Here is a 13734-nt window from a genome sequence, read left to right as displayed (position 1 = left end):
AAAAACCCTTCACTCAAAGAATGAAGGGTTTTTTTTATCTGCTTTACTTTTTTGCTTTCTACTCTATAATCACTGTTTTAGAATAGGTCGCCCCATTTTGGTTGAAGTGTATCAAATACATTCCTTTAGGTTGATTTTTGAGGTCAATGGTAAATTTCTGACTTCCTTTTTCAACTGTTTTTGTTTTGATGGTTCTACCAATGGCATCAAGAATAGTTACTTGTGTGTTTGTTGATAATACAGTTGCAAAACGAACGTTGAATGTTCCTCTACTTGGATTTGGATAAATACTAAATGTATCTTCTTCAAAATCATTTTGGTTTGCTTGTACTTTCGTTGCTATTCTAGTAGCAGGATTAGGACAGAAAGAAATTTTATAACTACCAGCATTTCCATTTGATGTATAAATAGCTATATCAGCAACCAGTTCTTCACTTGGGTCTATGCTTTGTTGTGTTATTTCTACGTTATTGTGGAAATATTTCACAAGACTTCCAACACGCTCTACACGTAGTTTATCTTCTTTTTTGTAGTCAATCGTTACTCCACTAGCTGTACCATAGTTTGCAATTGCTTTTCCACTTGCTAATACATACCATTTGTAGTTTATAGAAGTATAAGAAGGATTAGTATTCGGCAGAGTTAATCCAAACATATAATTAACGTTTTCAGACGCTGTATTTTCCACAAAACCATCTTGGTTTGCATTCAATGTATTGGCTGTATGTATTCCAGCATCCCACGTTGTTGTGCTTGTTGTTTTGCTTACGACTGCACCTGTTGAAGTTGCATTTGCTTCTACTACAAAATCAATCGGATAGCTCAATACTACTGATTTTGTAAAACTTCCAAAACTACCACTTGCTGTAACAGTATAGTAACCAGCAGGTTGATTGCTAAGAGTGCTTGTTGTACTTACCGTTGTACCAGCAGCATTTTTCCAGTCATAAGAAGTTGTAAATGTTCCTCCTGTCAATGTAGCCGTCGCCGAACCAGTAGAAGAACTACAATCTAATAAAGGAGCTGAAACAGTTAAGTCTAAAGCACACCCTGTAAATAGAACTTCTGGCAAGGTCGCATTTGCTGTGTATAGAGAAGCATCTACAACTAAATCATCTGTTGTTGCTGTGCTTGTACTTGTATAAAATACCGTACCGTTTTTAAAGTATTGGATTTGTGTTCCTCCTCTTTGTATTTTGAATCCATCACCTGTTTGATACGTTCCAAAATCTCCTTTATTAGCTCCATTTTCAAATACGTAGAACTTGCCATTGGCAGCTGTATAAATAGCATAATCAATAGCACTAAATCCTGTTCCCTCTTCTGTTTTGGATAGACCAATCATAGAAGCCGTAGTTGTATTATCTACTTTGAATACAACTCCTCCATCTGCTTTTACATTTTGAGTGGAGTTTGCATTTGTATTCCATCCTGTTATGCTTGTGTGGTCTAATTGCCCATCTCCATTTAGAGCTAGATTTGTCAAGTTTGTCCACGTAAGAGGTGCACCAATTAAGTACGATGAGTTATAAGTGATTCCATCTTTAGTAAGTTCTAATTGATACGTTCCTGCATCTAGTGCAGAAATATCTTGCGAAGTTTCTCCTGTTGACCATAAATAAGTTGCTCCTGTAGCTTCAATATCAATACTTCCAGTCGTTGCTCCTGTACTACAATCAATTCCTGTAACGGTTGCTGTATAGGTTTGTGCTCCACCTGCTGCTCCACAAAAAGAAACTTGTACTTGTCCTGTACTTCCTGAATTAATAGCTACATCAGCGACTAATGTTTCAGAAGCATCTATTACATATTGCTGTACTACGTTTCCATTTTTGTAGAACTTCATTTGGTTTCCTTCTCTAGCGACTGTAAATACATCTCCTGTTTGGTAACCTACTGCTGTGCCACGATTTTTGTTGTAGCTTGGAATTGCCTTACCATTTCCTACAAAATACCACGCATAATCAATAGAAGTATAAGAAGCAATGGCATTTGGTTTTGCTAAACCTACCATATAGAAGCTTGTGTTGTTGGTAATTGTATTGCTTACCCAACCGTTTGCAGCACTAGAAAGTTGTTGAGTAGAGGCAGATGTTGCTCCACTTGTCCAGCCTGTTGCATTGGTTTTTGTAAGAACGTTACCTGCTACACTCACATTTGTTTGGTTTTGAAAATCTACTTCATATCCAATAGCTACGTGTCTTGTACGAGTTCCATATACACCTGTTGCTGTTACTGAGTAAATGCCTGTGTTTTTACTTGATATACTTGCTGTATTTTCTCCACTAGACCACGCATAAGTGGTAGGAAGAGCTTCGCCAAGTAAAGTAGCTGTTGCAGCTCCAGCTCCATCAGTAGGACAGGTATTAGAAGTAAATGAGGTAATTTCTAAAGCAACAGGACAGCTTGTAAACTGTACTTGAGGAATACGTCCGTTTGCTGTCAGCATAGTAGCGTCAGCGATTAAATCACCTGCTAACACTCCACCTACTGTACGGAAAGCAGTTCCATTTTTAGTATATTGAAGGGTCGCTCCTACTCTTTTTATTTCAAAAATATCTCCGTTTTGATAGCTTCCAAAGCCACCACGAAGAACACCTTTTTCATAGACAACTACTGTTGCTGCACTTGTCAGGTAGATAGCATAATCAATAGAAGCAAACCCAGTAGCTCCTTTAGTGTAAGAAAGCCCCACCATATAAGCATTATCACTTTCTTCGGCTGTAAATACAATTCCTCCATCAGAAACTACCTTTCCTTCTGAGAAGGCTTTTGTTGTCCAGCCAGTAGTAGCCGTAGATTTAGTAAGTTTCTTATCAACAACTGTAAACTCAGTGAGGTCTGTCCACGTCAAATCATAGCCTACTTCATAAGTAGCTGTATAATCATTTCCTCCATCTGTAATCGTAATTTCATACTCTCCTACTGCAAGTCCAGTACGGTTTTGAGTTGTGATTCCTCCATCTGACCAAGCATAGCTTTGAGAACCACTAAATTCAGAAACATCTAAATCAATTGCTCCTGTATTTCCTCCTGCACAGCTTACGCTTGTGATAGTAGCTGTGATAGTGGGAGGTTCTGTAGTTGTTCCACTCTCTCCTGTACCAGTTGTTTCAAATGTATTTGTACCAGCACAATCATTATAAGCATAGACTCTAAAGAAATAGGTTGTACTTGAGCTTAAACCTGTAACTACGATATTTGGATTTGTAGAAGTACCTGCATAAACAACCTGTTCTCCTGCATCATTCCAACTCAAATCTGCTGTTGGTAGTGTTGCTGAATTAGTAGGAGCAGTAAAGCTATTTGTGCTATTTATTTTTATTACATAGCCGTCTGCACCACCTCCTGCTGGAGCTGAATAACTTGCTACATCCAAAGTAGTAGAAGTAGGGTTGTTTCCTGCCATTAGGTTTGTTACTTGTCCTGTTGGAGCTGTACAAGTAACAGGAGCATTGAAAATGAACTCATCAAATGTATCAGCAAAACCATCTGCTCCAGAAGTAATCACTACTCTATCTACATTATTAAATTTATTATTGAGTGTAACAATACCTATTGATGATATAGGAACTCCTATTTGTGTTCCTGTACTGTTTGTGTCTCGAAAACCTTCTATTGAAGCTATTTCAGAACTGTTTGTGAAATTATTATAGTAAAAAGACTCAAAATCAAATTCACTTCCATCACAAGTTTCTACTGTAACAGTTCCTACTTCACTTAAAATAAATGCTGTTATCCCCTTTCCTCCAGATGATCCACCATCAGTATCTTCAAACCAATTATTGCTACCACTTACTATAATACGCATTTTTCCACTCTCATAAGTTTGAGAGCCATAATCTACAAAATCAGTAAATGATTCACTTTCAAAGTCTATGGTTTGGGCAATAGCTCCAGTACAAGCTGTAAGCGTAGTAAAACTAATCTCATTTCCATAAGAAGTTCCTTCACCATTAATAGCATACGAACGAACAAACACAGTTGTAGCAGAAGGCAAACCTGTTACAGTTTGATTAAAAACTCCTGTCCCTGTTCCTATTTGTACTTTATTATTTGATGTAGTTGGAGCAGCACTCGTATTCCAAACGATACCTCTATCTGTTACGGTTGCTCCTCCATCATCTGTTACATTTCCTCCTAAGTCTGCTGTTGTTGCTGTTACATTGGCTTGGGCTGTGGTGGTTACTGTGGGAGTCGTATTCGAAGGTGTGATAATATCTACTTCAAATACTAAATCAAATGTTGGTTCTGCTCCACCATTAAAATAAAGAACTCCATTGGGATAAGTACTGCCACCAGTATTTGCATAATGAATTGATGTTAAGTCAAATATAAAGGTATAAGAGTTTCCATTAGTTACAGCAATGTTTAGGCTACTAACATCTACTTCTCTGTAGTCAGCACCATTAGCAGAAGCAGTTAATTCTATGTTCGATATAGTTCCTAATATAGTTCCACTAACACCATTTCCAGAACGTATAGTCATTGTTTTTCCTGCACCAACAGTGCTATTCGCCATTACAAATCTTATCTTATCTAATGTTCCTGATTGACAGGCAGTAAAACTCTGACCAATACTTCCATCTGCTTGGCTTATATTAAGATTAGGGTTAGATATTGTACATTGTCCAGATGAAAGTGTAGTAAAACTAATCTGATTTCCATAAGAAGTTCCTTCGCTATTAATAGCATACGAACGAACAAAAACAGTAGTAGCAGAAGGTAGTCCTGTTACAGTTTGATTGAAAACACCTGTTCCAGTTCCTATTTGTACTTTATTGTTTGAAGTAGTAGGTGCTGCACTTATTCCCCAAACAATTCCTCTTTCTGTTACGGTTGCACCTCCATCAGAAGTTACATTTCCTCCTAAATCGGCTGTTGTTGATGTTACGTTTGCTTGTGTAGCTGTGGTAACAGTAGCAGGGGAGTTACTTATCGGAGATGTATATGTACCTGTTGCATACATAATTCGTTTGTTGCCACTTGCAATTTTTCTATCTATTAGTACAGCAATTTCATTTGAGTCATTAAAACCTAATCCTATATATCTACGAAGACTTTCAGAGCCATTTGGATTATCATAAGTAGTTTCTATATTCCAAGTGCTTCCTCCTAATGGAAGAGTAGCGAGTTGAATATACCCATTGTCGCTAGGGTCATAATAAGCAATAGCAATATGTCCATTACTATTGATAGCTAGTTTACAGCCATTTCCAATATTTCCATTATCAACAATAGCATCAACAAAAGAACCACTTTTATTGGTAATATACTTTAAATCGTCATTATCAGATTCGTAATAAGCAATGTGAACTTTATCATTGGCATCTATTTTCAAAGAACTAGGCTCACCTGGACTAACTGTTGGACTTCCTGCTATGAGACGCTGATGTACCCAACCACCAGAAGCGTTTGTTGCATAATAAAAATCGTCTTCTGGACCATCATCTCGCATATAAGAAATATGAGCATTATCATTTGAATCAAAAGCCATGCTCGGATCTCCAATATCTTTGCCTGAACCTGATATTGAAACAATATCAGTTTCTATAAAAGATGAACCACTTTTAACTGCATAAACTAGCTTATATTGTCTTGGCTCATTCACGTCAGAGAATGTATAAGCAATACTTGGATTACCTGTACTATTCAAGGCAATAGCTATTTCGCTAACATTTTTCCAACCATTAGGATCTGTAAAAAAAGATAATTTTATGAAACTCCAACTACTTGTAGTTTTCGTATATAGACCATAAATAGCACCTCTTTGTTGAGCACAACATGTTCCACCAGTATCTTCTTGTCCTCTAAAAACAATATGGATATTACCAGAGTTATCAATCTCTATTCCAAGACGATCTGAAAAAATATCTACATCAGGTAAATTTACAGTAGCTGGGGTTACTTGTGTTACTAAACTCCAATTTGTTCCATTCCATTTTTGGATATCAAAGCGTGCTGTAGTACCTCCGTCATGTCTCCAAATACTATAAATATCTCCATTAGTTGGATCAACAGCTGCCTCTACAAATGAATTTGTATTATCAGCGAGTGTGCTTAGTTCTCCTGTATCCCAAGTAGTTACTTGTGCTTTTGTATTAGAATAGAATAATAGCAGAACCAATATTCCAAATGTTTGTAGTAATCGTATGAGTTTCATTTTATAAAATAGGATTAATGTAAGAATAAAAAGATAATTGAATCAGCAACTACTTTGAATAGATGATTCATTTTATAATTTAGGCAAAAAAATAAACAAATTAAAGTTTTAGAAGCTATTTGAGTTAATTATTGTTGTTCAACAAATGGCTAATTTCTAACTTATTTATCATCATTTTTTCAATCAAGTAGCTATTAGCTTGAATATACTTACACCGAAATTACTTCATTTTCTACTTCAAAGCTATAAACTCAAAATAGCTTCTTATAATTTGACAAAAAATCAACAAAAAATCAACTTATTTTCACTTTAAAACAAATAGTTTATGAATGTACATACAAAGTTTTTCTGTATTCACTTAAAATAAATCAAACTAGTTTTTTTGCTTTCTACTCACTTTCTACTCAAAATAACTCCGAGTTACTTGCTTCTTCTATCATTTCATGAGCCACATTTTTCCCTAGATAAGAATCTATTAAATAATGAACAACATAAAGCAGAGGAGTAAGTAAAAGAGCAACAGAAAACTTATAAATATAATTAATTATACCTACCGAAATAACTTGATTAAAACTCCATTTTGGATTTCCAAAGAAATAAAAGGCAATAAAGAGAACTACAAAACTATCTATAAACTGAGAGATGAGTGTAGAGCCAGTTGCACGTAACCAAAGGTTTTTACTTCCCGTGAATTTTCTAAGCCATTGAAAAGCTACCACATCAATAATTTGTCCTAATAGAAAAGCTGTCAATGAGCCAATAATAATCCCCATGCTTTGCAGAAAAATACGATTAAAGGCTGTGTTTATATCTAATGGATTATTTATTTTTACCCAAAACTCAGCAGGAGAAAGCCCAGTAACTACCCAAATCATAAAAAAGGCATAAGCAATAAAACCAGCTGTGAGGAACGAAATTTTACGAACTCCTTTTTTACCATAATATTCGTTTATAATATCTGTCATTATAAAAACGACAGGCCAAAGCACCACACCAGCTGTCAGATTAAAGTCAAGAGGAGAATCCCAAATAGGAAGGCTTATTTGAGCAGGGTTAATTCCAAGTGTTTTTTCTAAAGAAAATATCTTTGTACCAACTACTTCAGCAATCAAAGCATTTGTTAAAAATAATCCACTCAAGAAAATATATAAATTTTGTTTTTTCTGATGTACTAAGTTATTTTCTTTTTTTTTCATCTGGTGTAATTCAAGTTTTTATTCTACACTTATTTATTTTACTTCGTTTTCAATGAAAACCTATTCGTTTACAGAAAATGTTTTGCCTTCAATAGCTAATTCAGAATTAGGAAAAATAACTTGTGCTTCTTCCAAAACAGGCGACAAATCATAATAACGAGTAGAAAAATGACCTAATATGAGTTTTTCTACATTTGCTTCTTTAGCAATCAGAGCAGCCTGTTGTCCTGTAGAATGAAAAGTTTGGGCAGCACGTTGCTCATGTACTTGTGTGAAAGTAGCCTCGTGGTATAACAAATCTACTTCTTTGATAATTTCGATTAAAGGAGAGGAAGGTAGATAAATTGTATCTGAACAAAAGGCATAACTTCTTCTTTTATTGGGAGCGTGGGTGTATTCTTCATTTTTCAAAATTTGATTGTTATGTTCAAAATCTTCTCCTTTTTTGAGAGCAATTCGTCCAGCGACAGACAAATCAACAGGTATTTTATCTTTAATTAAATTTTTATCTTTAGCTTTTTCTCTAAATAAGAAACCACAACAAGGGATTCTATGCAATAAAGGAATGGTATGAACTGTTACCTTCTCATCTTCAAATAAAAATACGGACTCTTCTTGATTTGTTTCTATAAAAATAATTGGATAATTAAGAATCGCATAAGAATATTTGAGTTGTAATGTAATGATTTCTTGAAGTCCTTTAGGTGCATGTAGATAAAGAGGTTCGGTTCTTCTACGCAAGTTCATTGTATTCAAAAGCCCCATAAGACCCAAGTAGTGGTCGCCATGAAGATGACTAATAAAAATAGCATGTATTTTATTTAGTTTTATTTTTTGTCTAAATAACTGTATCTGCGCCCCTTCTCCACAGTCAATCATGTAGTATCTATGATTAATACACAAAATTTGAGAGGTAGGAAAACGTCCGTGTGCAGGAATAGCAGCATTTGCACCCAGTATGGTAAGCTCAAAAATCACGATAATAAAATTCGTTGTGAACAAATAAGAAAATAAAAAGTAGAATAAAGATAAAATAAATACTACTTTTACGGATAATCTCTATAAGAAAATGTAAAGTACGAATAAAAAGCTAAATTTATAACTGTTATAATTTAGTTATCCAAAAAAACTTAATTTAGTATTTGTTTAATAATCTTGTATTAAAATAGTTTGATGATTTCCCAAAATACATATCATTTCAAAACCCTTGTTGATTTTTTGACATAAATACTTAAAGATTACTATTATAGACAATTTCATTTATTTCACTCAAAAACCCTACTTTTTATGTTACTTAATAATTACTTATCTCAAGAAAACTCAATATCTATTGAAAAACCCTTTTTATTTTTTAATTCAAATACTTCAACTACTTGGGAAATGAAAAGTCAAGATAACGATGAAGATAATGAATCTAATTTGGATGATGACTTTTCAGATATTGATTTAGACCCAGATTTTGACGAATTCGATACTGATTTTGATGAATATGACGATTATATTTCAGAAGATGATGAGTTTTAGTTCCTTATGAGAATTAATGCTTTTATTATCATTATATGTTCTTTTTACCAAATTATTAATCTTCTTAATTTCAATTAAGAAGATTTTTTTTATCAAATTATTATTGTTAATTCTTGGCAAGAGACAGGTTTGGTTTGTATATTTACATATGTTAAAATTCTTTGTAAGAAAGAAAACACTTTACTTAACTAATAGATTAGATAAAACAAATACAATCGACTTTACATTTATAATTTAAAAAAATGAATAAAAAATACCTACTGGCTGGAGTAACAGCTTTTGGAATCAGTACAGGCATTTTCGGATATTTTCAGTTAGAAACTACTTCTACTGATTTATCACAGAAGCAAGATGCCTCTATAAATATAGAAAACTGGAAAAAAAGACAAGCTGCAAAAAAAGCAGCTATACGTAACAGAGAGGGATATGTAAAAACAATGGAAATCTCTGGGTACTTAAAATACATGAATGATATTCGTACAAAGGAAGGGGAAAAACACCCTAACTACAAAGTAGGATATCGCCAGTTGGCCTTAGAGAGAGGTTTAGAAAATAGTCGTAATGCTCGTACTGAGGAAGAATTTATATTCGATGAGCGAGGTCCGGGAAATGTTGCTGGTCGTACTCGTGCTATTCTTGTTGATGTACGAGATAGCTCAAATCAAACTTGGTTTATCGGTACTGCTGGTGGTGGTATTTGGAAAACATCCGATGGAGGTAATACGTGGCAAGACAAATCAGGAGCTATGTCTCATTTAGGTATTACTTCTATTGCACAAGCACAATCTAGCCCCAATATTATGTATGCTACCACAGGAGAAACTCCTTTTGGAAATGCTGGTATTAATGGTGGTGGTGTTTTCAAATCTACTGATGGAGGAGATACTTGGAATCGTATAACAGCTACTATCCCTCGTGTAACAGACTTTTTGCAAGGAACTCGTGTGATAGTCTCTCCTGACGATGCCAATTTAGTTTTGGTAACTTCTTCGTATAATCCTTTTTTGAGTAAAGGAACTGATCCTGTGGATACTTTTACTTCTAATATTTTCCGTTCTACTGATGGAGGAAACTCTTGGACAAGCGTATATAATAATACACAACGATTACAACAAATAATCGCAGAACCAGGTAATTTTAATAACATGTATGCTGTCGGTACTGGTGGCGAAGGTGGGCAACTAATCCGTTCTACTGATGCAGGACTTACATGGCAAAACACTACTTTGACTTCGGTGGCTGAAACGGAAGTAGAGGCTTCAGGTGGTATTGGTCGTACAGAATTAGCTATATCACCTTCAAATCCAGCTAAAGTATATGCTTCAGTAGATTTACCAGGTGGTATTTCTCGTCTTTTAGTTTCATTTGATAGAGGTCTCTCTTGGAATATGATAGAAAAAAATCGAAGTCAAGAAAGAGAAGATTATCTACAACAAGGGTTCTATGATAATGCTATTGTTGTAAATCCAACAGATGAAAATACAGTTTATTGGGGTGGGGTAGATTTGCATGAAGCAAATTTGAATATTGGAGATACTAGAAAAGCTCGTAACTTTTTAGGAGGAGAAACAGAAGAATTAGACTTTCTTGGTTTTACAAGTGTTTCTGGTTTTACTTCGTGGGGTGGAAGAGTAGAAATACAAAACCCTAATCTAGCTCTACCTGTAGAAATCCGTTTTGGACCTGGAAAATCTCAGAAAGCACATCGCTTTTTAGCTGCAGGAGGAGGTGCTACTTCTGGTGTTCCTGCTGATGAGTATGTATATCAAGATTATGTAGATGTTCCTTTCGAAGTTTGGGATACAGAAAATAATACACAGCTTATGTTCTCATTCCGTGATAATGTAGGAGATGGTGAGTTTAGTTTTACTCAAAGAGATGAGGAAAATGACTCAACTTACATAAATACCCGTGAATATATGTTTGTTCATGCTATTCCATACGAAGAGACACCTAGTAGCCGAATCACTGTAAATGGAGGACACGAAATAGACCAAATTTATTTCGTATGGCCATTCTTAACAGAAAGCTCTACTTTTTCTCCTACTGCTTCATCTATTTTACGCTTCAATTTTGGAGATGTTACTTATCAAGATAGTGAAATTACACGTATGACACACGGACGTGTAAGTGCAGGGGAAACATCGGGTCCTGTTGATGGAGATGAGCTTCACGTCGATCATCATATGTTAGCTTTTGCTGGTTCTCGTCTGATTTCTGTAAATGATGGTGGATTAGGGTACTCTGATGACTTAGGAGCTTCTTGGAGAGAAATAGACAACAAGGGAACTAACAGTGTAACTACTGCACAGTTTTATAGAGCAGACAGACATCCTACACAAAATAAATATTTAGGAGGAACGCAAGACAACGGTACTTTGCTTTCAAATAATATAGATGGATCGGCTTCAACTAACTATACAGAAATATATGGTGGAGACGGAATGGAGTGTGTTTGGCACGCAACCGACCCAAACTTGATGCTAGTTTCTTATGTAAATAATGATATTGCTCGTTCTACTGATGGAGGAAATACTGTCTCCTTCTCATCAACAGGAATTAGTGATAGAGCAGATGATACTGCTCCTTTCGTTACTCGTTTGGGATATTCTCCAGTTAATCCTGATGTTGTTTTTGCAGTAGGTTCAAGTGGAGTATTTAAGTCTGATAATTTTGGTCAAAGCTGGAAAGCAAAACCTATCACAGATGAGCGTTGGAATTATAATGGTTCTACTACAAATGTATTCCCTTCTTTATCCGACCGAAGTATTGTTTGGGCAGGTAGTGGAATGTCTGAAAATCGTACTATGTTTCTTTCAAAAGACGGAGGAGAAACTTTTACTGCAGTGCCTAACTCAATAGATATTGGTGTTTCTTCTGGTTTTGCTACCAATCCTGAAAACAGAAATGAGGCATATATGCTTTTTGGTCAAGCAGGTGTAGGTAAAATATGGCGTACAAAGGACTTAGGGCAATCTTGGGAAGATATTTCTGGGTTTGGGCAAAACAACACAAGCAGTAAAGGATTTCCTGATGTAGTTCCATTTTCAATGGTCGTTAAAGGAGATACATTATTAGTAGGAACAGAAATTGGTATTGTAGCTTCTTTTGATGATGCAGCTTCTTGGCAACTTATTCCTAACTTTCCTGCAGTAGCCGTTTTCAGTCTTGTTGTAAAAGAAAATGACGGTCAGCTCGTAATTGGTACACACGGACGTGGCATTTGGTCTTCTGATATAGGAATTGAATATGATAGAATTACAGGAATATTTAACCCTACTAATTCAATTAGTTTGAAAGTATATCCAAATCCTACTCAAGAAAAAGTACGTTTTGAGTTGCCTAAAATAACAGGTAATTATGATATTCGCATTTATACAATCACAGGACAAGAAGTAATGAAAGCTTCTAGTAAGGGTGGTGGAAATGTAGAATTAAATATTCAGAAGTTTATAGACGGTACGTATCTTCTGAAAGCCACAGACGGAAATAAAATGTACATTCAAAAAGTAGTAGTACAGAAATAGTATATCATTTCTGCTATTTAGCTACAAAATAGATTCAAAAAAACGCTTTTCTAGCAATAGAGAAGCGTTTTTTGTGTTTATTCTACTAATTTATCAAAAAATAAATTCTATAATTCAGATTTTGAAAACAAATTAATTCATAAAGTCTTATTTTTGTTCTATTATATCATAAATAGTAAAAACATCCAAAATTAATCTAAAAAATGAAAATTGCTGTTGTAGGAGCTACTGGACTTGTAGGAACTCAAATGTTACAAGTTTTGAAAAATCGTAAATTTCCTATCTCTGAACTTATTGCTGTTGCTTCAGAGCGTTCGGTAGGAAATAAAATTGAATTTGATGGAAAGTCATATCGTGTACACAGTATGCAAGAAGCTATCGATGCTGTTCCTGATGTTGCTATTTTTTCGGCTGGAGGTTCAGTTTCTTTAGAGTTTGCACCCAAATTTGCAGAAAAAGGAACAATAGTTATTGATAATTCTTCAGCTTGGAGAATGAACCCCAATTATAAATTAGTTGTCCCAGAGGTAAACGCACACGAACTTCATGACTTAAATGAAAATGATAAAATAATTGCAAATCCAAACTGCTCAACCATTCAAATGGTAGTGGCTCTCAATCCATTACACACAAAATATAAAATCAAACGTGTTGTTGTTTCGACCTATCAATCTGTTACAGGAACTGGAAAAGCTGCCGTTGATCAGTTGATGAGCGAACGAAAAGGAGAAGCAGGAAATAAAGTATATCCTCATCCTATCGATTTAAACGTTCTTCCTCATATCGATGTTTTCTTAGAAAATGGCTATACGAAAGAGGAAATGAAAATGATTTTGGAGACTAAGAAAATTATGAGTGATGATTCTATACAAGTTACGGCAACGGCTGTCCGTATTCCAACTATGGGAGGACATTCAGAAGCTATCAACGTAGAGTTCGAAAATGACTTTGATTTGAATGAAGTACGTGAAATTCTGAAAAATTCAGAAGGAATTATTTTACAAGATGATGTAAGTAAGTTTGAATATCCAATGCCGATAAATTCAGAAGGAAAAGATGAGGTTTTTGTAGGAAGACTTAGAAGAGATGAAAGTCAGAAAAATACCCTCAACATGTGGGTTGTAGCTGATAACCTGCGTAAGGGGGCTGCCACAAATGCTGTTCAGATTGCTGAGTATTTAGTAAAAGAAAATTTATTGAAAGTAGAAACAGTATAAAAATATAAGTAGGTTCAGAGGTTTTTTTTGAGCCTACTTTTTATCTAAAAAAGCATTTCCAAACTAGCCTGTAAAACTCCTCCCATATTTCTAGCTTTCAAAAACTT

General features: G+C 34.9%; 6 protein-coding genes. 3 read left to right on the top strand and 3 right to left on the bottom strand.

Features of this window, described 5'->3' with window-relative positions; genetic code table 11:
* Positions 1-58 precede the first annotated feature (58 nt).
* The 3 genes from WAF17_RS02115 to WAF17_RS02105 form a co-directional block, all read right to left on the bottom strand.
* Positions 59-6163: a T9SS type A sorting domain-containing protein gene (locus WAF17_RS02115; RefSeq protein WP_338765666.1), complete on the bottom strand. Its 6105-nt coding sequence runs from the start codon at positions 6161-6163 to the stop codon at positions 59-61.
* Positions 6164-6567: 404 nt separating this feature from the next.
* Complete coding sequence (locus WAF17_RS02110) at positions 6568-7359, bottom strand: queuosine precursor transporter (RefSeq protein ID WP_338765664.1); 792 nt, start codon at positions 7357-7359, stop codon at positions 6568-6570.
* A 60-nt stretch (positions 7360-7419) separates the two neighbouring features.
* Positions 7420-8361 (bottom strand): ribonuclease Z, encoded by a 942-nt coding sequence (locus WAF17_RS02105; protein WP_338765662.1) that lies wholly within the window; start codon positions 8359-8361, stop codon positions 7420-7422.
* A gap of 285 nt (positions 8362-8646) precedes the next feature.
* Between WAF17_RS02105 and WAF17_RS02100 the strand changes: the two genes are divergently transcribed.
* From WAF17_RS02100 to WAF17_RS02090, 3 genes are all read left to right on the top strand, one after another.
* Positions 8647-8883 (top strand): hypothetical protein, encoded by a 237-nt coding sequence (locus WAF17_RS02100; RefSeq protein ID WP_338765660.1) that lies wholly within the window; start codon positions 8647-8649, stop codon positions 8881-8883.
* A 242-nt stretch (positions 8884-9125) separates the two neighbouring features.
* Positions 9126-12410, top strand: a complete 3285-nt coding sequence (locus WAF17_RS02095; RefSeq protein ID WP_338765658.1) for a T9SS type A sorting domain-containing protein — start codon at positions 9126-9128, stop codon at positions 12408-12410.
* 203 nt (positions 12411-12613) lie between these two features.
* Positions 12614-13627: an aspartate-semialdehyde dehydrogenase gene (locus WAF17_RS02090; RefSeq protein ID WP_338765656.1), complete on the top strand. Its 1014-nt coding sequence runs from the start codon at positions 12614-12616 to the stop codon at positions 13625-13627.
* Positions 13628-13734: the final 107 nt, after the last annotated feature.

Origin of the sequence: Bernardetia sp. ABR2-2B (genome assembly GCF_037126435.1) — a bacterium.
Lineage (GTDB): Bacteria > Bacteroidota > Bacteroidia > Cytophagales > Bernardetiaceae > Bernardetia.
The sequence above is the reverse complement of the archived record's forward strand: the minus strand, read 5'-3'. Positions and strand labels throughout refer to the sequence as shown.

Coding starts and splice junctions, on each gene's coding strand:
- WAF17_RS02090 (WP_338765656.1), top strand. CDS start 12,614: ATGAAAATTGCTGTTGTAGGAGCTACTGGACTTGTAGGAACTCAAATG.
- WAF17_RS02095 (WP_338765658.1), top strand. CDS start 9,126: ATGAATAAAAAATACCTACTGGCTGGAGTAACAGCTTTTGGAATCAGT.
- WAF17_RS02100 (WP_338765660.1), top strand. CDS start 8,647: ATGTTACTTAATAATTACTTATCTCAAGAAAACTCAATATCTATTGAA.
- WAF17_RS02110 (WP_338765664.1), bottom strand. CDS start 7,359: ATGAAAAAAAAAGAAAATAACTTAGTACATCAGAAAAAACAAAATTTA.
- WAF17_RS02115 (WP_338765666.1), bottom strand. CDS start 6,163: ATGAAACTCATACGATTACTACAAACATTTGGAATATTGGTTCTGCTA.